Genomic DNA, 22,934 nt, shown 5'->3' on the forward strand with positions numbered 1-22,934 from the left:
GAAGGAAGTTCGCTAGTCGCTAGGAGCTGAAGCTGGATTGATTTTAAGCGAAGGCTAATAAAATTAGTGACGCTTATTCATTGTAAAGCTTAGTTAAGTGAATAAGGGCGCACGGTGAATGCCTTGGCACTGGGAGCCGATGAAGGACGGGACTAACACCGATATGCCTCGGGGAGTTGTAAGTAAACTTCGATCCGGGGATTTCCGAATGGGGGAACCCACTGTTCGTAATGGAGCAGTACATCTATCTGAATACATAGGATAGATGAGGCAGACCCGGGGAACTGAAACATCTCAGTACCCGGAGGAAGAGAAAGCAAAAGCGATTTTCCAAGTAGCGGCGAGCGAAACGGAACGAGCCCAAACCGGAAAGTTTACTTTCCGGGGTTGTAGGACACTCCATTGGAGTTACCAAGAAATTCTTTAAACGAATCGGTCTGGAAAGGCCAGCCACAGAAGGTAACAGCCCTGTAATTGAAAAAGAGTTTCCTCCGGAGTGGATCCTGAGTACGGCGGAACACGAGGAATTCCGTCGGAATCCGGGAGGACCATCTCCCAAGGCTAAATACTCCCCAGTGACCGATAGTGAACCAGTACCGTGAGGGAAAGGTGAAAAGCACCCCGGAAGGGGAGTGAAACAGAACCTGAAACCGTGTGCCTACAAGTAGTCGAAGCGCGTTAATGCGTAACGGCGTACCTTTTGTAGAATGGACCGGCGAGTTACGATCGTATGCAAGGTTAAGTGGAAGACACGGAGCCGCAGCGAAAGCGAGTCTGAACAGGGCGAAGTAAGTATGCGGTCGTAGACCCGAAACCGTGTGATCTACCCATGTCCAGGGTGAAGGTCAGGTAACACTGACAGGAGGCCCGAACCCACGTATGTTGAAAAATGCGGGGATGAGGTGTGGGTAGGGGTGAAATGCCAATCGAACACGGAGATAGCTGGTTCTCTCCGAAATAGCTTTAGGGCTAGCCTCAAGTGTGAAGTACCGGAGGTAGAGCACTGATTGGACTAGGGGCCCTCACCGGGTTACCGAATTCAGTCAAACTCCGAATGCCGGATACTTTTGCTTGGGAGTCAGACTATGGGTGATAAGGTTCATAGTCGAGAGGGAAACAGCCCAGACCGCCAGCTAAGGTCCCAAAGTATACGTTAAGTGGAAAAGGATGTGGAGTTGCCCGGACAACCAGGATGTTGGCTTAGAAGCAGCCACCATTTAAAGAGTGCGTAATAGCTCACTGGTCGAGTGACTCTGCGCCGAAAATGTACCGGGGCTAAACGTATCACCGAAGCTGCGGATTGTTCTTACGAACAATGGTAGGAGAGCGTTCCAATGGCAGAGAAGTCAGACCGTGAGGACTGGTGGAGCGATTGGAAGTGAGAATGCCGGTATGAGTAGCGAGAAAAGAGTGAGAATCTCTTTCACCGAAAGCCTAAGGTTTCCTGAGGAAGGCTCGTCCTCTCAGGGTTAGTCGGGACCTAAGCCGAGGCCTAAGGGCGTAGGCGATGGACAACAGGTTGATATTCCTGTACCACCTCATGAGCGTTTGAACGACGGGGTGACGCAGAAGGATAGGGAAAGCGCACGGATGGAAGCGTGCGCCCAAGCAGCAAGAGAGTCAGGCAGGCAAATCCGTCTGGCAATCTCAAGCTGTGATGGGGAGTGAAATATAGTAGCGAAGTTCCCGATTTCACACTGCCAAGAAAAACCTCTAGTGAGTTCATAGGTGCCCGTACCGCAAACCGACACAGGTAGGCGAGGAGAGAATCCTAAGGTGAGCGGGAGAACTCTCGTTAAGGAACTCGGCAAAATGACCCCGTAACTTAGGGAGAAGGGGTGCTTCTTGCATGAGAAGCCGCAGTGAATAGGCCCAAGCGACTGTTTAGCAAAAACACAGGTCTCTGCGAAGCCGCAAGGCGAAGTATAGGGGCTGACACCTGCCCGGTGCTGGAAGGTTAAGGGGAAGTGTTAGGGTTTTACCCGAAGCACAGAACTGAAGCCCCAGTAAACGGCGGCCGTAACTATAACGGTCCTAAGGTAGCGAAATTCCTTGTCGGGTAAGTTCCGACCCGCACGAAAGGTGCAACGACTTGGGCACTGTCTCAACGAGAGACCCGGTGAAATTATACTATGCGTGAAGATGCGCATTACCCGCGACAGGACGGAAAGACCCCGTGGAGCTTTACTGTAGCCTGATATTGAATGTCTGTACAGCTTGTACAGGATAGGTGGGAGCCTTGGAAGCGTGAGCGCCAGCTTACGTGGAGGCACCCGTGGGATACCACCCTGGCTGTATGGACCTTCTAACCCAGGGCCGTGATCCGGTCCGGAGACAGTGTCAGGCAGGCAGTTTGACTGGGGCGGTCGCCTCCCAAAAGGTAACGGAGGCGCCCAAAGGTTCCCTCAGAATGGTTGGAAATCATTCGCAGAGTGTAAAGGCAGAAGGGAGCTTGACTGCGAGACCTACAAGTCGAGCAGGGACGAAAGTCGGGCTTAGTGATCCGGTGGTTCCGCATGGAAGGGCCATCGCTCAACGGATAAAAGCTACCCCGGGGATAACAGGCTTATCTCCCCCAAGAGTTCACATCGACGGGGAGGTTTGGCACCTCGATGTCGGCTCATCGCATCCTGGGGCTGTAGTCGGTCCCAAGGGTTGGGCTGTTCGCCCATTAAAGCGGTACGCGAGCTGGGTTCAGAACGTCGTGAGACAGTTCGGTCCCTATCCGTCGTGGGCGTTGGAAGTTTGAGAGGAGCTGTCCTTAGTACGAGAGGACCGGGATGGACACACCGCTGGTGTACCAGTTGTTCCGCCAGGAGCATAGCTGGGTAGCTACGTGTGGAAAGGATAAGTGCTGAAAGCATCTAAGCATGAAGCCACCCTCAAGATGATACTTCCCATCATTTAAAATGAGTAAGATCCCTCAGAGGCGATGAGGTTGATAGGTCCGAGGTGGAAGCGTGGTGACACGTGGAGCTGACGGATACTAATAGATCGAGGACTTAACTAAACTAAAATATGTCGTTGGCTTCTCTTATTTAGTTTTTAGGGTATAAAGTTAAAAAAACCCTTGCATTTTTTGTGGAAAATGCATATAATATGTCTTGTCTCCCATTTAGGGACAACATGTATGTCTGGTAGCAATAGCGGAGAGGTCACACCTGTTCCCATGCCGAACACAGAAGTTAAGCTCTCCAGCGCCGATGGTAGTTGGGGCTTTGCCCCTGCAAGAGTAGGACGCCGCCAGGCAGTTTTTATTGATTTATTTTCTACTACATGCTTGAATTGAATAAGCTAAGGAATATCGGAAATACTATATAAAGTAATCATATAGTTATATTTATCCATATTCCACAGTAGCTCAGTGGTAGAGCAATCGGCTGTTAACCGATCGGTCGTAGGTTCGAATCCTACCTGTGGAGCCATTTTTATGTTTAAATATAATGCTTCCATAGCTCAGCAGGTAGAGCACTTCCATGGTAAGGAAGGGGTCGTCGGTTCAAGTCCGGCTGGAAGCTCTCAGGTAAACGCTTGTCCTTTAAGGGATGGAGCGTTTTTTTAATTTAATGCTATAACACATTTAGTAATGGTAAGGCGGTAAAATTTCCTATAATTTTAAAACTTTTCTATTTTAGGTGTTTAATTAATAAATAACAGGGTACGTATTGTTATATGGGGTATCTTCAATTGGTATGTCAGTATAAGAGGATTATTTTATGCAGGCAAATTGCCAAGAAAAATTTTCGACGAGGGAGTGTTCGAAATTATGAAAGACCTTTATCCTTCAAGAAAAGGGGATACACCAAAAATTTTGGAAAGAAAGGACCCTGTTGTTCATACGGAAAGATCTAAGGATAATCAGGCGCCCATTACTACAGCACAGTTAGACTTCTATGAAAAGAATGGTTTTTTGCAAATTGAAAACTTCTTTCCGGAAGAAGAAGTTGCAGATCTGCAGAAAGCTATTTTTGAATTGCAGGATGCAAATGAGGATGTGAATTCCGACAAAGTGATCCGCGAGCCGGAAAGTGAAGATATCCGTTCCATATTCCATGTGCATAAAGATGATAATTATTTCAAAGATGTAGCAAATGACCAACGTATATTAGACATAGTAAATCATCTGCTGGGAAGTGATGTATATATCCATCAATCCCGAATTAACTACAAACCCGGCTTTAAAGGGAAAGAATTTGACTGGCATTCCGACTTTGAAACATGGCATGTAGAAGATGGTATGCCGCGAATGAGAGCAGTCAGCCTTTCTATTGCACTATCTGATAATTACACATATAACGGACCGCTGATGCTTATACCCGGGTCCCAAAATTATTATATTAGTTGCATAGGAGAAACGCCGGATGATAACTATAAAAAATCATTGCAAAAGCAAAAGCTTGGTGTCCCGGATAATGACAGCCTGCGTTGGCTAGCCGAACAAGGCGGAGGTATTTCGGTACCAACCGGAAAAGCGGGTTCGATCACTTTATTCGAGTCCAATACGATGCATGGTTCGACGAGTAATATGACACCATATCCGCGTAATAATTTGTTTATGGTATACAATAGCGTGGAAAATCAGCTGGTTGAACCATTTTCAGGCGGCAAGCCCCGTCCTGAATATATTGCTGTGAGGGAGGGAGCTCCATCCTACAGCAGTGCTAAATAAAAAGTGAAAAGAATTTCACCCCAGGAATTCTTATGCTGGCATACATTCGGCTGTCTCAAACATAGGGACAGCCTTTTCTTTTTTTAAACACAGATAAAGGTTTAAACATAACTTTTAAACCGCTCATGATAGATCACTCCAATATCGAACATCCTATTATTCCGCCGTTGATAATTACTGATTCGTAATTCTTTTTACCTCGCAACTAAAGTAAAAAAGCTGATACATCCTTATCCATAAGTAATGTATATAAACTGATCTGCGCCAGAACCTCATTTAATGAGCAATTCCAGAATAGATACTGCCAGTAAAATTTCTCCTCTTGTTTCTTTAAAAAAACAATGCTATATTAATACTGAAAACTAAATATTTTAAAGTATTCCTTCGGGGTCGGGTGAAATTCCCAACCGACGGTGATGAAGCATCAGCTGCTTCTAAGTCCGTGACCCGTGAGGTTATATAACCAAGCGGTGGACCTGGTGAAAATCCGGGACCGACAGTTAAAGTCTGGATGGGAGAAGGAATTTTAGATGAGTAAGCATGGATTGGTGCTGACAGTTACACTTGTTGCGTTTACAAGAGGGTTATTTTTCTGTATCCTTTTGTTGTTTCAGTGTATCCGTGTACCTGTTTTATGTATTTTATATATTGTGCTTATTATCTTAAATTCGTACCTAACAGCCTCTGAAGTGAATTCAGAGGTTTTTTTGTTGCTAAAACGAAGTAGGAGGAAGGAATGCATATATACATTTGCGGGAGGGGTAACTGTGTTCACAGGAATTGTTGAGGAACAGGGAACTATAAAAGAATTGGAAAAAACAGAGGAAAACTCGGTCAAGTTATTAATCAGCGCAGCAAAAGTACTGGAAGATGTAAAAGTGGGAGACAGTATCGCTGTGAATGGCATCTGTCTGACGGTAACAGACTTTTCTACAGAAGTTTTTCAGGTTGATGTCATGCCGGAAACGATGAGCTCAACTTCCTTAAACAACCTGGACAGAGGTTCAGGAGTAAACTTGGAACGCGCTATGAAAGCAAATGACCGGTTTGGCGGTCATGTTGTTTCCGGCCATATAGATGAAGCCGGAACGATTATAAGAAAAGAACGAGCGAAAAATGCTGTTTATTATGATATTGAAACGACGGAAAATTTTTCGGAATTGCTGCTGAAAAAAGGGTCGATTACAGTGGACGGTATTAGTTTGACTATATTTAACGTGGAGAATAATATTTTTACCATCTCATTAATTCCCCACACCTTCGATAATACGATAATGGGAAATAAAGAAGTTGGGGATCTTGTAAATCTGGAATATGACATGCTGGGGAAATATGTTCAAAATATGCTTAAACACCACCCCGGGAAATAAGCTGGTTATTCGTATTGAGTGGTAAAATTCAACCAGCATGAGAGGAGTTTAATAGAAATGTTTCATACGATTCCGGAAGCAATCACTGATTTGAAAAAAGGAAAACCGATTATTGTGGTGGATGATGAAGACAGAGAAAATGAGGGGGATTTGCTTGCATTATCCGAAAAAGCGACACCGGAATTAATTAATTTCATGATAACTCATGGAAAAGGGCTTGTTTGTATGCCGATAACAAAAGCATTAGGTGAAAAGATGGATTTTCCTATGATGGAAAAGAAAAATACAGATCCATTGGGTACAGCTTTTACGGTAAGTGTGGACCACATAAACACGACTACCGGAATTAGTGCATGGGAAAGAGCCGAAACAATAAAGGCTATAACACGTGCTGATGCAAAGCCTGAAGATTTTAAAAGGCCTGGCCATGTATTTCCGCTAATTGCTAAAGATGGTGGGGTGCTGGCACGCCCCGGGCATACGGAGGCAGCAGTCGATTTAGCCGTACTTTCCGGATCGTTTCCTTCAGGGGTTATATGCGAGATCATTAAAGATGACGGAACAATGGCAAGAGTTCCCGACTTAAAAGAAATGGCTGCGGCTTTTAATTTAAAATTAATTAGCATTGAAGATTTAATTGCACATCGGGAAAAGATGCAGTATATAGAGAAAATCTGATGATATACATTCTGTGAAAGGAGTAGACATCCATGGGTAAAGTAATTCAAGGTAGTTTGGTAGGAACGGACCTGCAAATAGGAGTAGTTGTCAGCCGGTTTAATGAGTTCATTACGCAAAATCTGTTAACAGGTGCGCAGGACACATTAAAGCGGCATGGGGTAAAAGAGGAGCAGATGGATGTTGTTTGGGTGCCGGGTGCATTTGAGATACCGCTGGCTGCTCAAACACTGGCAATGAAGGAAGAATATGATGCTGTTATTACGCTTGGTACGGTGATCAGAGGTGCTACAACACATTATGACTATGTATGCAGTGAGGTGTCAAAAGGAGTTGCGAATGCATCCCTGGAAAGTGGCAAACCGGTTATATTTGGTGTGCTTACGACAGAAACAATTGAGCAGGCAGTGGAACGAGCTGGTACAAAAGCAGGCAATAAAGGTGCAGAAGCTGCAGCTGCGGCTGTAGAAATGTGTAATGTTTTGAAAGAGATTTAAGTAATAGTGTTTTTCAACCTGAAAAGAAGTAATTACCCACCTTTTTAAACAAGGTAACAAGTAATTACTTCTTTTTTTGTTTTAAATAAAGAATATCTGCGTTGTAAAACCCAGTAATTTAATGGTACTGGGAATTTATTTGTTAAAATGATGCCAGAAGAATTTCCAAGTATGGGCAGACGTCAGCTTCTCCATACAAAGATCACTTCTGCTGTATCTTCAGCTTTGATAAAATATTTCTTATTCCCGCTGGCCTACCAGTTTATAAATGGCAAATGAAATTAAAAACACGATAAATCCAACAATAACCAGATTAGTAATATACATCATGCCGCTCCCAAGAAAGTTAATTAACGTTTCATTTGCGGGAGAATCAGACAGGAATAAATAATTGCCGCCAAACATTGGATTAATAAACACACCGATAAAGAAGGCGTATACAAGTAAAACCATAAATGCCTTGAGCGTAGTTTTAAACGTAATTGTAACCTTATGTGCCAATATAAAATAAAGGCTGGTACAGGATAAAATGATATGAAACAAGAAAAATTGCCAGTAACGAAAGTGTGGATAATCAAAAGACAGTTCCGGGGTGATAATGGTCAATCCCGCCGGAATAAAACCTATAAAAAAAGTAAAAATCATGATACTTTTATTACGCGTAATCAAACCAATGATGGCCATGATGCCTGCCAGCGTACAAATTTGGAGCGGGAGGCTGTGCCCGGGATGCCACATATCATTAACCGCCATCCAGACTTGATAGGTTGTTTCCGATAATATAAGGAAGGCTGCGAACGACCATCTGAATATGTTTAAAAGATACGGCTTTACTGCAAATTTTTTAAAGCTGTATAAAAGTGCAGTTAATGCAACGACATAAAGGATAATCATAAAGATGTGACTTGTGCTGAAAAAAACAAACTGATCTTCTGCTGTGCCGCCAAACCATCTTTCCAAAGCAGGTCACCCCTCTTTGCATTGATTTGTCTGTTCTTTTTATAGTAGCATGGAAGCACAGAAAAACACCATCATAAATGGTGTTTGGAATGAAATGAATTTTAAGCTTTTTTCTTCAGCCATATAAATATGTTTGTAATCCCAATTGATATAAGGAAGAATAAATAATAAAAAGCGAATAAAACAAAATAGTTTACCCACTCATACATTTGAAACAGGTTAAAGGCTACCAGCATGGGTTTGAGAATAAATGCCAGGATTGCTGATAGGAGGATGGCATACAGGTACACATTTTTATGATGTTTCAACGTCCACTGGTAAAGCAGCATAAAAACAATAGGAACGAACGCTGCGTCTAAAGCAAAACTTGGAAGAAAAGGTATAATTTGGTACGGATACTCCCACAATCCCAGTTTTATCCCTGTGGAATCCGTATATTGGAACCATGTATGATAATTAAAACCAAAAAAACCAATAAGCAACGCCTTTTTTCTATCAATGGAAAAAAATAAAATCAATAAAGGAACCAAAACCATTACAATCACAACCCAAAATTGCCAATTACCCAAACTTGAATAGGATTGCCAATAGTCTATTTCCAGTTCTGATAGTTGTTTTTTTATGGAGCGGATGTTTCTGAGCAGCTCAGTTTGTTCTTCCTGCATCTTAAATTCCCCTTAAATAGTAAGTATGCCTTATTTTCTTCATGTTTAAGGAAAATATACAGTTGTATATTAATACGCATAAAAAAAACCATTATAAGAGTACTGCTCTTATAATGGCACTGCCTGTCTATCCGCCAATAATATGGTAACCTGAATCGACATGAAGCACTTCTCCCGTCACACCGCGGGAAAGGTCACTAATAAAGAATAATGACGCATCTCCAACCTCATCCTGGTCAATATTCCGTCTCAACGGTGCTTTTTCTTCAATCATTTTTGTTTTTTCGTTAAAGCCGGAGACACCTTTTGCAGATAGGGTGCGAATCGGGCCTGCCGAGATAGCATTTACGCGAATATTGTATTTGCCCATATCTTCTGCAAGATATCTCATACTGGCTTCCAGAGAAGCCTTTGCCACTCCCATTACATTGTAGTTGGGGATGACCCGTTCAGCTCCAAGATACGTTTGTGTAATGATGCTGCCGCCTTCAGTCATGAGTTCCTTTGCCGCTTTTGTTACTGCGACTAGAGAGAAGGCACTGATTTCCTGTGCAAGCAGAAAGCCTTCTCTGGATGTATCCGCATATTCGCCCTTCAGTTCTTCCCGATTTGCGAATGCGACGGAGTGTACGACACCATGAATGGTGCCAACTTTTTCCTTGATTTCGGCAAAAGCATGTTGAATGCTCTCATCACTCGCCACATCACAAGATACAATCAATTTTGCCTCCATATTATTTTTGTCCAGCAGTTTAGTTAATTTTTGATAGGATCTTTCCTGCCTATTGGTGAAAATCAGGTTGGCACCTGCCTTATGTAAGGATTTAGTTATACCCCATGCGATACTTCTGTCACTTGCAACACCCATCACTACAATATTTTTTCCTCTTAATAAATTCTCCATCAGTACCAATCCCCTTTACAACTATATCTTTTGTTCATTATAACCTATTATGAGCTTTCACAAAACTCTCGTTAAAAGTGGATCTATTTTTATAATAAAGATGATTATTTGTATAATCAAATGGGTATTTTTTAAGTAAGAAAAATCCTGCTAATCCGTTTGTGACAGGAATTTAGCAGTTGCGACATAAAAAATGAAAATTTCCCTTTACAAATTGATAGGAACTAGGTATAATAAAATTCGTCGGTTTGAGGCAGATTAAGTCAAAACACTGCAATCATACGGCCCGTTGGTCAAGTGGTTAAGACACCGCCCTTTCACGGCGGTAACACGGGTTCGAATCCCGTACGGGTCATCACATGGAGGATTAGCTCAGCTGGGAGAGCACTTGCCTTACAAGCAAGGGGTCGCAGGTTCGAGCCCTGCATCCTCCACCATGTCGATGGAGATGCGTCATATTGATCAAAGTGCAAGTATAACTTCACATTCTAATTTGCCGGCCTAGCTCAATTGGTAGAGCAACGAGCATATCTTCTGCCGAGTAAGCTAAGAGTAACCCCGATGCATTAACTTCGTTGAAATAACTGGAAGAAGCAGGGGTAACCGCCGCTTACATCATCGAAATGCATCCAGGTGCAGGCTTGCGAGGAGTGCCGCATCACCAAACCAACATGCAACACGACGAACATTACTGAAAGTACATGAATAATTAAATTTAACTTAAACATTTTATTTGCCGGCCTAGCTCAATTGGTAGAGCAACTGACTTGTAATCAGTAGGTTGGGGGTTCAAGTCCTCTGGCCGGCACCACTTGAAATTAATTGAATAAAAGTCAATTTATAGGTTAACAATATGGAGGGGTAGCGAAGTGGCTAAACGCGGCGGACTGTAAATCCGCTCCCTCAGGGTTCGGGAGTTCGAATCTCTCCCCCTCCACCATCCATATTGTTGGGCTATAGCCAAGCGGTAAGGCATCGGGTTTTGATCCCGTGTATCCTAGGTTCGAATCCTAGTAGCCCAGCCACTTTTTTTGATTTTAGGACTTTTTTTCCTCCATACATACATTACTTCCATTTTATATTCCATCATTAGCATTGCATTAATTTATCAACCATTTTGTCAAGCATTACATCTAGTAAAAAATATTCCCAATATAGGTAATAATACTTACAATTGCATAAAAAAAGCCTTATAATTAGGGTAGTAGTTCTTGTCCAAATCCCTAATTATAAGGAGCATCACATGGACAAGGATAACACAAAAACAACAATAAATGAATTATTAAAGATAATAAACGAACAAACTTTTACGAAATTAATCAATGTGATCGATCTTGATAAGTACGTTAAAAAACTGACAGCTCATAAATTTTTACAGTTGCTTATCATAGCCCACATAAATGAGGTTGATAGTTTAGCGCACCTTACCCAAAAGGTGAAAGATGATGACAAATTAAACCGCCATATGGGATTTGATATTAGCACCTCTCAACTTTCAAGGAAGCTGGGAGCTTTATCACCAAAAGTTTTTGAGAAGGTCTTTCACCATCTTGTTTTTAACATCCATGCTCGGCAGAAAGGGCAGCCTATTTCTCAACAAATCTCAAGACTTCATGTCATTGATTCGACAACGATGAGTATGTCCCTGACGCAATATCCATGGGCAACATTCCGTAAAACAAAAGCCGGCGTTCGGCTTCATCTTCAGGTAGTTGTTACAAAAGACATGGTATTGCCTGATAGTGGTGTACTTACACCAGCCAAGCATGCAGATCGAACACAGATGAATGAACTTATTGAAATCGTACCTGATGCTGTCTATCTATTTGATCGGGGTTACAACGATTACAAACAATTTGATAAGCTTTGCATGGAAAAAGTTCGTTTTATTACACGGTTGAAAAAGAACGCTGAAGTAAAAGTACTTCAAGAATATGAGGCAAATCCAGACTCTCTCATATTTAAGGACCAGAAAGTTATCTTAGGAAAAGGAAAAAACCAAATGACTAGATCATTAAGGTTAATTGAAACAGAAGATAGTGAAGGTAATACGGTTATCATTATCACAAACTGCTTCCATCTTTCCGCTAATGAGATTGGTGACTTGTATCGCTACCGATGGAAAATAGAGACCTTTTTCAAATGGATGAAACAGCATTTACACCTGAAAACATTCTACGGAAAAAGCGAGAATGCCGTTTACAATCAAATCTGGATTGCGCTCATTACATACTGTTTAGAACTTTTAATGCAGCGAAACTTACATCATAAAGGATCATTATTAGACGTACACCGAAAGTTGCAAACCAACTTATTTGAAGGACTGGATAAATTCATTCGTTCCCTCTTTAGAAAGCCTGAACGCACGTCAAAAGGACGGCGAGCAAATCGTTGGGAGAGAGAATTTAAGTTCATAGAGCGTCAATTTGCACTTGAGGAGGTGAGTCATTTAAACGATTTAACGTTTGATCCTTTATTTTAATTACTTTTTAATATAATTCAAATTATCTGACAAGGACTACACTTATTCCTGTATTAACTTTTTTTCACTGTTCGGAATGAGGTGCAGTCAGAATATTGCATCATATTAATGTTACTTATGAAATCTTTGCTTGACTTTAATTTTTAGGTTTTATGCAATGCTAATGATATTCCATAAAAGATCATTGAAAATATAAGTTTGAAAGACACCCGTTTGGGTAATTGCATAATAAAGGTTGGGCGATTAATCAACTTGAAGAAGAATTCAACGATGTAGAACCTCCAAAGTCTGTAATTTAGTTGGTGAGGTTCACTTAAGATATATCAGTTCTTTGACAATCTTTAAGTTGTAAAATAACGAGAGCCATTAGCTCAGTCGGTAGAGCAACGAGCGTTACATCTTCCGATTAATCATCGAGTAACCCCGAAGCATTTACATCATAGAATAAGCTTGCAGATGCAGGGGTCGAGCAGGCCGCATGCTACATTGAAATTGCTTCTATGTGCAGGTCTGCGAGGAGTGCTTCATCACTGGATAAGCTTGCAACACGACGAGCCCAACTGTAAATAACGAGAGCAAATTTTACTTAAACCCAATTTTAAAATAACGAGAGCCATTAGCTCAGTCGGTAGAGCATCTGACTTTTAATCAGAGGGTCGGAGGTTCGAATCCTCCATGGCTCACCATATGCCCTATAAAATAACATACCGAAGTAAACATCAGTAAACAAGGCAGACGTACATAAAATCAGCCTTGTTTATTTGCATTTTACCCTGTTTTTTAACATAATAGTTACAGAAAAAATTTATAAAATATAACCTGGCCAAACATGTTATAATAAAGTGTATTATAAAATTCAGCATACCGCTAAAAGGATTCCTTAGAGCGTATATTGCTTTTTTAGAAATACTGGAAAATAGGTAGAGCTTTGGCTAAAGCCTTAACACAGCAACGGTATGCACTCCAGCTGCGTGAGCAAAAAAGCAGCTTCCTAAAGACTTGCACTTATGCAGGTAAGAATTTCTTATCTCTTACAGTACAAAAGACCTAAAATATCACAATGATACGTAGTTTATAGTATAATATTGATGGACAAAAGGATGATATTGTATGAATACTTCCAGAATCCCGGGCTTTTACAATATGAGCATTCAAGAGCGAAGGGATATATTGACTGACATGTATACCTTTACGGAAGAGGAATTGGATGCGCTAAAATCTGATGGATCATTATCCACGGACACAGCCGATAAAATGATTGAAAATGTTATTGGCACCTATTCGCTTCCTTTGGGATTAGGATTAAACTTTTTAATAAACGGGAAAGAATATGCAGTACCCATGGCTGTAGAGGAACCATCCATCGTTGCTTCAGCCAGCCACATCGCTAAAATAGTCAGGGATGCCGGAGGTTTTAAAACAGAGGCAACCGAACGAATGATGATTGGTCAAATCCAAGTGGTGGGCTGTGATGATTTCCAAAAGGCCAAAGAGAACTTGCTTCATAAAAAAGAAGCTTTACTGGAAGCTGCCAATGCCGCATATCCAAGTATTGTGGCAAGGGGCGGCGGAGCAAAGGATCTGGAAGTGCGCATACTGAATGAAGAAGCAACTTCAGTCTATAGTCAGATGCTCATTTTGCATCTTTATATCAATACATGTGACGCTATGGGTGCAAACATCATTAATACCATGCTTGAATCTTTGGCACCAACAGTTGAGGAGTTAACAGAGGGCAAGGTTTACTTGCGAATTTTATCGAATTATGCCGATAAATGTCTGGCGAGAGCAAAATGTGTCATTCCGCCCGAGCTTCTGGAAACCGGTGATTTCAGCGGTGAAGAAGTGCGTGACGGAGTAGTCCATGCATATGAATTTGCCGCGTCTGACCCATATCGTGCTGTCACGCATAATAAAGGAATTATGAACGGGATTGACCCGGTGGTTATTGCAACAGGCAATGATTGGCGGGCGGTGGAGGCAGGCGCACATGCCTACGCTTCCAGAAGCGGTCAATACACTTCCATGACCACCTGGTATGCAGATGAAAGTGGGAACCTTGTTGGAGAACTTGAATTGCCGATGGCTGTAGGAACAGTTGGCGGTTCGATCAGGGTTCACCCTATTGCGAAACTTGCTTACAAAATGCTTGATATCTCATCAGCGGATGATCTGGCACAAGTCATCGTAGCTGTAGGACTGGCACAAAATCTTGGGGCGTTAAAAGCATTAGCAACGGAAGGTATTCAAAAAGGTCATATGGCATTACATTCTCGCTCTGTTGCGATCGCAGCAGGGGCTTCAGGGGAGATGATCGATATCATTGCAGAAAAATTAGTTGAAACAAAAGAGATCCGTGTCGGAAAAGCTAAAGAATTGGTGGCACAGTATACAAAATGAGTGCAGAAAAAGCGACAACCACAGAAAAAACAGCTATAGGTATAGCTCATAGTAAATTAATTTTGATTGGAGAGCACGCAGTTGTACACGGACAGCCTGCGATTGCTATTCCATTTCCGCTGGTTGGTGTTGAATCCGCAGTGGAACATGTGCCGGGGAACGTGCAGATTGACAGTAGCTTTTATCATGGTCCATTGAATCATACGCCGGAATCATTAAATGGCATTGTGGATTGTATTAAAGGGACTGCAGAGTATCTTGACTTACCATGCAAAGATATGCTGATTCGCATTAATTCCTCCATTCCACCGGGAAAAGGCCTTGGTTCAAGTGCCTCTGTTGCCATTTCAGTAGTCAGGTCTTTATTTGCCTATGCAAACAGAGACTATAGTGAAAATGAATTATTAAACCTTGCGAATATTGCAGAGACATTTGCACATGGAGCCCCAAGCGGGATTGATACACTGACGATTACGTCCGAGTGTCCGGTATGGTATGAAAAAGACCAGCCGATTGAATTTATCGATTTGAGTGATGAATTCCATTTTGTAGTGGCGGATTCCGGCAGGATCGGGGATACACGGTTGGCTGTAGAATCCGTAACAAGTTTATTAAAATCAGCGCCAAAGCGGGTTCAGCGCAAACTGGAAAGAATCGGGCAACTGACTCATCAGGCCAAGCATGCTCTGGAGCGAAAAGGGAAGCATATTTTAGGCCAGATGCTGGATGAAGCCCAAAAAGAGCTGGAGGCATTGGGAGTAAGTGATGCTGGTCTTAATAAACTGATATATTTTGCCAAACAAGAAGGGGCTTTAGGTGCAAAATTAACAGGAGGCGGGAATGGCGGCTGCATTATTGCACTTGCGCAGAATGAGGTCCATTCCAAACAGCTTGCAGATAGACTGAGGAAAATTGGTGCACATGCTGTATGGCCATTTGTGTTAAAGAAAAAATAATGAGAGTTAAAGGGGAATCAGCATGAAGGCTACAGCAAAAGCACATACAAATATTGCCTTAATTAAATATTGGGGAAAGCGGAAGGAATCGATTATTTTACCGACAAATAATAGCCTTTCGCTTACTTTGGATGGCTTTTATACACAAACCACCGTGGAATTTGAGGAGAATTTGACCGAAGACAAGTTTTTCCTGGATGGGAAACCAGTTACCGACGTACAGTATAACCGTGTGAGTCAATTTCTTGACTTAATTCGTGATTTGGCCGGTAAAAAGGTATTTGCTTCTGTGCATTCTGAGAATCAAGTCCCGACTGCAGCCGGTTTTGCTTCTTCTGCTTCCGGCTTTGCCGCACTTGCTGCTGCCGGTGCAAAAGCGATTGGTCTGGAGCTGGACGATCAGGAACTTTCACGGCTGACAAGGCAGGGGTCCGGTTCGGCCTGTCGTTCCATTTATGGCGGATTTGCAGAATGGCAAATGGGAACCTTGGAAGATGGCTCTGATTCTTATGCGGTTCCTGTCGCCCCTGTCGAACATTGGGATTTAAGGGTGGCTGCTGTCGTCCTGGACGCCAAAATGAAAAAAGTGTCGAGCCGTGATGGAATGAGGCGAACTGTCGAAACATCTCCATTTTTTTCTGGATGGCTGGACAGTATCCCCCTTGATTTGCGGGAAATAAAATCAGGTATTCTTGCACGTGATTTTGAAAAAGTAGGTAAGATTACGGAGTCGAATTGCCTGAAAATGCATGCAACTACATTAGGAGCGTATCCGCCATTTACATATTGGATGGACACGACACTGGCAGTGATGCATACAGTACAGGAATTGAGAGAAAACGGGATACCTGCCTACTTCACGATTGATGCAGGGCCAAATGTAAAGGTGCTGTACCTGCCTGAGAATGAAAAGAAGATCCGGGAAACACTTCAAGGTGTTCCGGGGGTTCAGGAAGTAAGATTAAGCAAAGCCGGTCAAGGCATAAGCTATATATAAGGGGGCAATTATTTTGTCCGATACATCCACCACCGTAAAAGTCCCCGGTAAACTGATGGTTGCCGGGGAATTTGCCGTACTGCACCCACATCATCAATTAGTGGTTATGGCGGTTGATCGTTTTGTCTATGCAACCATTGAAAAAAGTGATAAAAATGAGTTAACATTACATGATTTTCAATTGGAGGGTATGGCGTGGGAATTCAGTGACAAAGAAATGAAAATAGCTTCAGATGATAAGCGTCTGAAGTTTGTTCAGCATGCCATGAAAATTGCCCTTACTTATTTGCAGGAGCAGTCCATCGCACTACCGTCTTTTAAGCTCGGGATCAAAAGTGAATTGGATGATGAGTCCGGAGCAAAGTATGGGCTTGGATCCAGTGCGGCGGTGGTTACATCGGTTGTTTCTGCTATTTTAAATAAGTTTGGCCCGGCAGAAACGGATGAGGAAACATTGTTTAAGCTGGCTTCCATCGCTCATGTCACTGTACAAGGAAATGGATCAGGGGCAGATATAGCAGCTTCTTCCTTTGGGGGATTTATGCAATATACTTCATTCCAGGCTGAATGGCTCATCGACCTTTATCATCGATCGGATACCGTAACTGAAATGCTGGAGACGGATTGGATTTATTATACGTCAAAGCCGCTCCGGCTGCCTGATAAAGTTTATGTTTGCATAGGATGGACAGGGAATCCTGCATCAACTGGGGAACTGGTGCATGAAGTGTTAAAATTGAAAGATGCAAACCCGGAACAGTTCAGAAAGTTTTTGGAGGCAAGTGAAGAAGCAGTTAGTAACTTTCAGGGTGGCATGGAAGAGGAAGATTTACCCCGCTTAATGAAAGGGGTCAAACAGAACAGAACTGCACTGAGAACAGTCGGTGAGCATGCTGGCGTAGAAATAGAAACACCACTATTAAGCAAACTATGTGATTTGGCAGAACAATTGGGCGGTGCCGGCAAACCATCCGGAGCAGGCGGCGGCGACTGCGGCATCGCCTTCATGCCAACCAAAGAATCAGCCCAGGCACTAACGAAAGCGTGGCAACAAGCAGGAATACAGCCCCTGTCCTTAAAACCATATGGGGTCAGACCCCCGCTGCACTAAAGCGTTAAAGTGACTAAACGGAAGTGATCCATCTTCAACAGGGACACTTCCGTTATTTGTTTAATGTAGGGTTGGAATATCTCCCATCACTTTAACACATTAACGTGGTGGGGGACTGACCCCATGCATATATATTCATTTTAATGTGGGGTTGAGTCATTTGTGTTTTATTGGCTAAAATAGGGGGAGAAAGGAGGCGTTGTGATGAAAGATATATCAATTATTGGTGTGCCAATGGATCTTGGCCAAAGCCGGCGCGGGGTGGATATGGGACCCAGTGCAATCAGGTATGCTGGGGCCATTGAGCGGCTACAGGCGTTAAATTACAACATATATGATTTAGGGGATATAGCAATTAATCGTCCGGCAGTAAGTAATCCAAATGATGGTACAAACCTCAAGAATTTAGAACAGGTTATAGAAGCAAATGAAAAATTGGCGGAAATGGTGGATCGTGAGATGGCCAAAAAACGTTTTCCGCTCGTTTTGGGGGGAGATCATAGTATCGCCATCGGCTCATTGGCGGGCATCTCAACGTATTATGGAAACCTGGGTGTCATATGGTATGATGCGCATGGCGACTTAAATTCAAGTGAAACCTCACCCTCCGGCAATATTCACGGTATGCCGCTGGCTGCCAGCCTGGGGATAGGCCATGAAAAGCTGACCAATCTTTACGGAGACGCACCAAAAATTAAACCTGAAAACATTGTCATTGTTGGTGCGCGTTCTCTTGATCCAGGAGAAAGAGAGCTCATCCGTGATAAAGGAATAAAAGTGTATACGATGCATGAAATCGACCGCATGGGAATGCCAAAAGTAATGGAAGAAACAATTCAATACTTAAAAGGACGCACAGATGGCGTACATCTCAGCCTGGATTTGGATGGTCTTGACCCGTCCGAAGCACCAGGTGTCGGTACACCTGTAATAGGCGGGATCACTTACCGTGAAAGTCATTTGGCCATGGAGATGCTTGCCGAAGCTGATATATTGTCTTCAGCGGAATTTGTAGAGGTAAACCCGATCCTGGATGAAAAAAATAAAACCGCTACCGTGGCGGTTGCTTTAATGGGTTCTTTGTTTGGGGAAAAACTAAAATAAGAATTCTTCCACAAATTATAAATTCTATTGTATAATAAAAAAGACATGGAATTTCGAAAGCAGAAATTTTATGTCTTTTTTATCGTGTTTACTATACGATTTTTTTATTAATAAATGCACTATTATGCTTTGGAATCATTAACCAGGTATTCATTAATTAATTTATCAAGCTCTTTACTGGATGATATTACTTTCTCGGAAGTCAGTGAATGGGAATCACTCAGTAAAACCATTTTCTTTCGGCTTTCTTCTATTTTTTTAAGCAACAGGGGGTTTTTCATACACATCCTCCTATCTAATCACTTAATAAAAAATACCCGGATTTTTAAATTTATAAACCTGTCATTGTTTATTCAATTATTTTATGAAACCTTTGATATATAGTATTCGTAATATAAATACCGCATGATAGCGGAGGTACCCGTATGGATGAAATAATTAAAGAGAAAATAAGGCATGTTAAAAAAGGGGATCAATCTGCCTTTGAAGAAGTCGTCTTCCTGTTTCAGAATAAGATTTACCAACATTGTTTCCGCATGCTGGGCAACAGGCAAGAGGCGGAGGATATAGCACAAGAAGCCTTTATTCGTGCCTATGTGAATATTGATTCCTTTGATGAACGCAGAAAGTTTTCAACCTGGTTATACCGAATCGCTACGAATCTGACAATTGACCGGATTCGCAAGCGGAAACCGGATTACTATCTGGATGAGGAAATCAAAGGAACAGAAGGTCTAAACATGTATTCACAATTGCCGGATAAACAGCGATTGCCCGGGGAAGAAGTCGAAAACATGGAACTGCAGCGCTATATACATCAGGAGATATCAGAACTTCCGCCAAAATACCGAAGTATTATTATTTTAAGGTATTTAGAAGATTTTTCACTGAAGGAAATCAGTGAAATCATGGACATCCCGCTAGGCACCGTGAAGACCCGTATTCACAGGGGAAGAGAAGCTTTACGGAAAAAGCTGCGTCACGTGTAAAGGAGTGTGACATATGAATTGTAAGGAATCAAGAGAGCTCATGCATCAATATTTGGATGGCCTGCTCCCAACAGAAGAAGAAACTAAACTGCGTCTTCATTTAGAGGACTGCCAAGTCTGTAGGGAGCACTTTCATGAATTAAATCGTACCATTACTTTCATCCAAAGTGCTGAATCTGTCACTGCTCCGGAAGGTTTTACGGCCAAAGTCATGAATAGCCTGCCTGCAGAAAAAAGGCGAGTAAGTTACATGCGCTGGTTTAAAAAACATCCAGTTGTCACTGCAGCTGCCATCTTTTTTATCTTTATGATCAGTGGCATGCTTTCGATGTGGAACCAAAATACAGAGTTGGTTGTATCAAAGGAGGAAGACCTCGTCATTGATGGGGATTTGGTAATTGTTCCACCGGATGTGGTAGTGGAAGGCGATCTGGTCGTAAGAAATGGTGATGTAATGATTAGCGGAACTGTAGAAGGAAACGTAACCATTATTAACGGCCAGCTCATTGATGATCCATTTGAAAATGAGACCCTAATGGCGTCGGTCGGAGAAATAAATGGTGAAATAAAACAGGTGGATCAGGCGTTCGAATGGATGTGGCTCCGAATAAAGGACTTTTTCAGAAGCCTATTCACATTCTAAAAATACAGGAAGGAAAACCCGGAAATCTCCGGGTTTTCTGTTTTTTAAAGCGAGACTCCCATCAAAGAAAAAGTTGCTATGGAAAGCCCTTATAATCAATTCAAAAAACACTCTAAAATAAACATAATATAATGCTTGAACAAACATAGTTTTTAATGCTTGGATCAAACTAAAATATGTTATAATAAAAATCATGACTATTTATTGCGAAGCTTGGCTGGTTGCTAAAGGGATGCATGAAGCATATAATGCTCCCTCCATACTCCTGGTCTTATACTTTGCAATTCAGGCATTATATACATGTCCAAAACATTATTGCTATAAGGGTATGTATTTAAATGCAATTGAATATATGCAAATCGTAAAGTTTGATAACTTCTTACATAAAAAAATCATTTGACATATCTGTATATGTCCTAAAAGGGTGTGTAAGCAGCATGATGAGTGGGGATTTTGACCTTTTACAAATCCTTCGGGTCTTCATTGATATAGGCATTGTCTGGTACGTACTATATAAATTAATTATGTTAATCAGAGGCACGAAAGCGATTCAGCTGCTGAAGGGGATTGCGGTCGTGTTAGCTGTTTGGTCATTAAGTATTGCTTTTAATTTACAAACAATCCAATGGATTACAAGTCAGGCGATTGATTGGGGTCTTATCGTTATCATTATTTTATTCCAGCCTGAATTAAGAAGAGCATTGGAGCAGTTGGGAAGAGGTAATATTTTTGGAAGAAGTGCCCGTTCGGAAGAGGAAATTATCAGGCAAAACATCGAAGCAATTATTCAATCCTGCAAATATATGGCAAAACGGCGGATTGGTGCACTTATTTCCATTGAACGTGAAACAGGGCTGGGTGATTATGCCGAAACCGGAACAGAGATTAATGGAAAGTTGACCCACCAGCTGCTGACGAATATATTTACGCCAAACACACCTTTGCATGATGGTGCGGTTATTTTAAAAAGAGATATAGTTATAGCGGCAGCATGTTATCTTCCGTTATCGGAAAGTCCGTTTATTTCCAAAGAACTTGGAACAAGACATCGGGCTGCTGTCGGAATAAGTGAAGTAACGGATTCATTGACAATTGTGGTATCAGAAGAAACAGGAGGGATTTCATGTGCAAAGAATGGTGAGTTATATAGAGAATTAAATGAAGACAGCTTAAGAGAAATTCTTCAGGAAAACCTGTCATTAAATGCAAAAAACCCCGATAAAAAGCCGAGAAGATGGAGGGGTGAAAAATAATGGATAATTGGTTTAAAAGTAAATGGTTTGTACGTGCCGTATCATTGGTCTTTGCAGTACTACTGTATGTGTTCGTATCCGTGGAATCGAGTGACACAGCGAATACAGATTTAACCTTTTTCCCGGGAAGTCCATCTGACACCCAAACATTAAATGATGTACCTGTTGATATACGAATGGGTAATGAAAACTATGTTGTCAGCGGGGTGCCTGAATATGTCACTGTAACGCTGGAAGGGTCTGTCGGAGTGCTCACCCCTACAGTCAGACAGCGGAATTTTGATGTGTTTGTGGATTTGGAAGGACTGGGAGAGGGGGAACATCAGGTAGAGCTTGAGCATGATGTGACACCGGATTTATCAGTACAGATTGAACCATCTTCCATAGAAGTAACGATAGAAGAGCGGGCTACAGAAGAATTTCCAGTGGAAGTGGATTTCATGAATGAGAGTGAACTTCCTGAAGGTTTCGAGATTGGAGAATACGAGGTAGATCCACCTTCTGTTTTCATTACAAGCTCAAGAAGTGTCATCGATCAAATAGGGATCGTGAAAGTATATGTAAATGTGGCTAACCTTGATCGTCCAATTGAAAACAGGGAAGTACCGGTAAATGTTTACGACACCCAGGGAAATGAATTAAGTGTAAATATTGAACCTGAAAATGTGTCTGTATCCCTGGATGTAAATAATCCAAGTGCCACGGTTCCACTCGAGGTGGAAACAACCGGAGAATTGCCTGAGGGCTTTTCATTAACTTCCATATCTGCTAATGTAGACGAGGTTGAAATTTTTGCAAGAAGTGAATTGCTGGGTAGCATCGAAAGCATAGCCACAGAGGAGATAGATTTATCGGAGGTAACCGAATCAGGAGTTTTGGAAGTATCGCTGGCCCTGCCCGAGGGTGTCCTGGCACCTGAAATGGAAACAGTGGAAGTGCTTATTGAACTGGAAGAAACGGTAACGCTGGAAGAGGTGCCGATTGACGTGGAAGATCTGAGTGATGGACAAGAAGTAATTTTTATTGATCCGGATGAGCCGGAAATGGGAATTACAGCTGTTGGCGATCAAGCCAGCATGGAAGAATTTAATGTGGATGATATTGATTTGTTCATAAATCTGGAGGATTTGGAATCTGGCGAGCATACCGTGCCAATTACAATCGAAGGACCAGAAGATATTACCATTGATGGAGATTATGAAGAGGCGACAGTAGATATAACTGATGCATGAAACCGTCTTGACATGGCAATAAAT

17 protein-coding genes, 8 tRNA genes, 2 rRNA genes, 1 pseudogene and 1 riboswitch are annotated in these 22,934 nt (G+C 42.1%); of the genes and pseudogenes, 24 read left to right on the forward strand and 4 right to left on the reverse strand.

The window, feature by feature from the left end:
• Positions 1–91 precede the first annotated feature (91 nt).
• From ACZ42C_RS16245 to ribH, 8 genes and pseudogenes are all read left to right on the forward strand, one after another.
• Positions 92–3,010: ribosomal RNA gene (locus tag ACZ42C_RS16245) — 23S ribosomal RNA — on the forward strand.
• Positions 3,011–3,133: 123 nt separating this feature from the next.
• Positions 3,134–3,249: ribosomal RNA gene (gene rrf / locus ACZ42C_RS16250) — 5S ribosomal RNA — on the forward strand.
• Between the two features lie 101 nt (positions 3,250–3,350).
• A tRNA-Asn gene (locus ACZ42C_RS16255) sits at positions 3,351–3,425 on the forward strand.
• A 20-nt stretch (positions 3,426–3,445) separates the two neighbouring features.
• Positions 3,446–3,518, forward strand: a tRNA-Thr gene (locus ACZ42C_RS16260).
• Between the two features lie 248 nt (positions 3,519–3,766).
• Positions 3,767–4,669 (forward strand): ectoine hydroxylase, encoded by a 903-nt coding sequence (gene thpD, locus ACZ42C_RS16265; protein WP_461183736.1) that lies wholly within the window; start codon positions 3,767–3,769, stop codon positions 4,667–4,669.
• A gap of 376 nt (positions 4,670–5,045) precedes the next feature.
• A riboswitch (FMN riboswitch) is annotated at positions 5,046–5,196 on the forward strand.
• Positions 5,197–5,436: 240 nt separating this feature from the next.
• Positions 5,437–6,039 (forward strand): riboflavin synthase, encoded by a 603-nt coding sequence (gene ribE / locus ACZ42C_RS16270; protein WP_461183737.1) that lies wholly within the window; start codon positions 5,437–5,439, stop codon positions 6,037–6,039.
• Positions 6,040–6,096: 57 nt separating this feature from the next.
• A pseudogene (ribB, locus tag ACZ42C_RS16275) lies at positions 6,097–6,711 on the forward strand (3,4-dihydroxy-2-butanone-4-phosphate synthase); the annotation flags it as partial.
• A 38-nt stretch (positions 6,712–6,749) separates the two neighbouring features.
• Positions 6,750–7,214, forward strand: a complete 465-nt coding sequence (gene ribH / locus ACZ42C_RS16280) for a 6,7-dimethyl-8-ribityllumazine synthase (RefSeq protein ID WP_461183738.1) — start codon at positions 6,750–6,752, stop codon at positions 7,212–7,214.
• A 240-nt stretch (positions 7,215–7,454) separates the two neighbouring features.
• Here ribH and ACZ42C_RS16285 read toward each other — a convergent pair whose 3' ends face one another.
• From ACZ42C_RS16285 to fabI, 3 genes are all read right to left on the reverse strand, one after another.
• Positions 7,455–8,174 carry a YwaF family protein gene (locus ACZ42C_RS16285; protein WP_461183739.1) on the reverse strand — a complete coding sequence of 240 codons (720 nt, stop codon included), beginning with the start codon at positions 8,172–8,174 and terminating at the stop codon, positions 7,455–7,457.
• 101 nt (positions 8,175–8,275) lie between these two features.
• Positions 8,276–8,839: a hypothetical protein gene (locus ACZ42C_RS16290; RefSeq protein ID WP_461183740.1), complete on the reverse strand. Its 564-nt coding sequence runs from the start codon at positions 8,837–8,839 to the stop codon at positions 8,276–8,278.
• Positions 8,840–8,966: 127 nt separating this feature from the next.
• On the reverse strand, positions 8,967–9,743 hold the full coding sequence (fabI, locus tag ACZ42C_RS16295; RefSeq protein ID WP_461183741.1) for an enoyl-ACP reductase FabI: 777 nt from the start codon (positions 9,741–9,743) through the stop codon (positions 8,967–8,969).
• Positions 9,744–10,026: 283 nt separating this feature from the next.
• Here fabI and ACZ42C_RS16300 point away from each other — a divergent pair.
• The 12 genes from ACZ42C_RS16300 to rocF all read left to right on the forward strand — a co-directional run bounded on the left by ACZ42C_RS16300 (position 10,027) and on the right by rocF (position 18,793).
• Positions 10,027–10,098 (forward strand) — tRNA-Glu (locus ACZ42C_RS16300).
• Between the two features lie 6 nt (positions 10,099–10,104).
• Positions 10,105–10,180, forward strand: a tRNA-Val gene (locus tag ACZ42C_RS16305).
• A gap of 298 nt (positions 10,181–10,478) precedes the next feature.
• Positions 10,479–10,554: transfer RNA gene (locus ACZ42C_RS16310), tRNA-Thr, on the forward strand.
• Between the two features lie 44 nt (positions 10,555–10,598).
• A tRNA-Tyr gene (locus tag ACZ42C_RS16315) sits at positions 10,599–10,683 on the forward strand.
• A 10-nt stretch (positions 10,684–10,693) separates the two neighbouring features.
• Positions 10,694–10,768 (forward strand) — tRNA-Gln (locus tag ACZ42C_RS16320).
• A gap of 218 nt (positions 10,769–10,986) precedes the next feature.
• Positions 10,987–12,225, forward strand: coding sequence for an IS4 family transposase (locus ACZ42C_RS16325; protein ID WP_461183818.1), 1,239 nt, complete (start codon positions 10,987–10,989; stop codon positions 12,223–12,225).
• A 610-nt stretch (positions 12,226–12,835) separates the two neighbouring features.
• Positions 12,836–12,911 (forward strand) — tRNA-Lys (locus ACZ42C_RS16330).
• Between the two features lie 424 nt (positions 12,912–13,335).
• Entirely contained in the window at positions 13,336–14,625 is a 1,290-nt protein-coding gene (locus ACZ42C_RS16335) for a hydroxymethylglutaryl-CoA reductase, degradative (RefSeq protein ID WP_461181539.1), read from the forward strand.
• Positions 14,622–15,581: a mevalonate kinase gene (gene mvk, locus ACZ42C_RS16340; protein ID WP_461181540.1), complete on the forward strand. Its 960-nt coding sequence runs from the start codon at positions 14,622–14,624 to the stop codon at positions 15,579–15,581. The genes ACZ42C_RS16335 and mvk overlap by 4 nt, the downstream gene beginning before the upstream one ends.
• Positions 15,582–15,603: 22 nt before the next feature.
• Positions 15,604–16,578, forward strand: a complete 975-nt coding sequence (gene mvaD / locus ACZ42C_RS16345; protein WP_461181541.1) for a diphosphomevalonate decarboxylase — start codon at positions 15,604–15,606, stop codon at positions 16,576–16,578.
• A 13-nt stretch (positions 16,579–16,591) separates the two neighbouring features.
• Positions 16,592–17,689, forward strand: a complete 1,098-nt coding sequence (locus ACZ42C_RS16350) for a phosphomevalonate kinase (protein WP_461181542.1) — start codon at positions 16,592–16,594, stop codon at positions 17,687–17,689.
• Between the two features lie 201 nt (positions 17,690–17,890).
• Positions 17,891–18,793 (forward strand): arginase, encoded by a 903-nt coding sequence (rocF, locus tag ACZ42C_RS16355; protein WP_461181543.1) that lies wholly within the window; start codon positions 17,891–17,893, stop codon positions 18,791–18,793.
• 122 nt (positions 18,794–18,915) lie between these two features.
• On the opposite strand, the gene ACZ42C_RS16360 is transcribed toward rocF, so the two are convergent.
• Positions 18,916–19,074 carry an aspartyl-phosphate phosphatase Spo0E family protein gene (locus ACZ42C_RS16360; protein WP_461181544.1) on the reverse strand — a complete coding sequence of 53 codons (159 nt, stop codon included), beginning with the start codon at positions 19,072–19,074 and terminating at the stop codon, positions 18,916–18,918.
• Between the two features lie 144 nt (positions 19,075–19,218).
• Between ACZ42C_RS16360 and sigW the strand changes: the two genes are divergently transcribed.
• The 4 genes from sigW to ACZ42C_RS16380 all read left to right on the forward strand — a co-directional run bounded on the left by sigW (position 19,219) and on the right by ACZ42C_RS16380 (position 22,910).
• On the forward strand, positions 19,219–19,782 hold the full coding sequence (sigW, locus tag ACZ42C_RS16365; RefSeq protein WP_461181545.1) for an RNA polymerase sigma factor SigW: 564 nt from the start codon (positions 19,219–19,221) through the stop codon (positions 19,780–19,782).
• A gap of 13 nt (positions 19,783–19,795) precedes the next feature.
• Positions 19,796–20,425: a zf-HC2 domain-containing protein gene (locus tag ACZ42C_RS16370; protein ID WP_461181546.1), complete on the forward strand. Its 630-nt coding sequence runs from the start codon at positions 19,796–19,798 to the stop codon at positions 20,423–20,425.
• Positions 20,426–20,862: 437 nt separating this feature from the next.
• Complete coding sequence (cdaA, locus tag ACZ42C_RS16375; protein ID WP_461181547.1) at positions 20,863–21,678, forward strand: diadenylate cyclase CdaA; 816 nt, start codon at positions 20,863–20,865, stop codon at positions 21,676–21,678.
• Positions 21,678–22,910, forward strand: a complete 1,233-nt coding sequence (locus ACZ42C_RS16380; protein WP_461181548.1) for a CdaR family protein — start codon at positions 21,678–21,680, stop codon at positions 22,908–22,910. Before cdaA ends, ACZ42C_RS16380 begins: the two co-directional genes overlap by 1 nt.
• The last annotated feature ends 24 nt before the right edge of the window (positions 22,911–22,934 follow it).

The organism is Virgibacillus kimchii (genome assembly GCF_055379185.1).

Bases quoted from the DNA above. Each gene is read 5' to 3' on its own strand.
- ACZ42C_RS16335 (WP_461181539.1), top strand. From the start codon at position 13,336: ATGAATACTTCCAGAATCCCGGGCTTTTACAATATGAGCATTCAAGAG.
- mvk (WP_461181540.1), top strand. From the start codon at position 14,622: ATGAGTGCAGAAAAAGCGACAACCACAGAAAAAACAGCTATAGGTATA.
- cdaA (WP_461181547.1), top strand. From the start codon at position 20,863: ATGATGAGTGGGGATTTTGACCTTTTACAAATCCTTCGGGTCTTCATT.
- ACZ42C_RS16370 (WP_461181546.1), top strand. From the start codon at position 19,796: ATGAATTGTAAGGAATCAAGAGAGCTCATGCATCAATATTTGGATGGC.
- mvaD (WP_461181541.1), top strand. From the start codon at position 15,604: ATGAAGGCTACAGCAAAAGCACATACAAATATTGCCTTAATTAAATAT.
- fabI (WP_461183741.1), bottom strand. From the start codon at position 9,743: ATGGAGAATTTATTAAGAGGAAAAAATATTGTAGTGATGGGTGTTGCA.
- thpD (WP_461183736.1), top strand. From the start codon at position 3,767: ATGAAAGACCTTTATCCTTCAAGAAAAGGGGATACACCAAAAATTTTG.
- ACZ42C_RS16360 (WP_461181544.1), bottom strand. From the start codon at position 19,074: ATGAAAAACCCCCTGTTGCTTAAAAAAATAGAAGAAAGCCGAAAGAAA.
- ribH (WP_461183738.1), top strand. From the start codon at position 6,750: ATGGGTAAAGTAATTCAAGGTAGTTTGGTAGGAACGGACCTGCAAATA.
- sigW (WP_461181545.1), top strand. From the start codon at position 19,219: ATGGATGAAATAATTAAAGAGAAAATAAGGCATGTTAAAAAAGGGGAT.
- ACZ42C_RS16380 (WP_461181548.1), top strand. From the start codon at position 21,678: ATGGATAATTGGTTTAAAAGTAAATGGTTTGTACGTGCCGTATCATTG.
- ACZ42C_RS16325 (WP_461183818.1), top strand. From the start codon at position 10,987: ATGGACAAGGATAACACAAAAACAACAATAAATGAATTATTAAAGATA.
- ACZ42C_RS16290 (WP_461183740.1), bottom strand. From the start codon at position 8,839: ATGCAGGAAGAACAAACTGAGCTGCTCAGAAACATCCGCTCCATAAAA.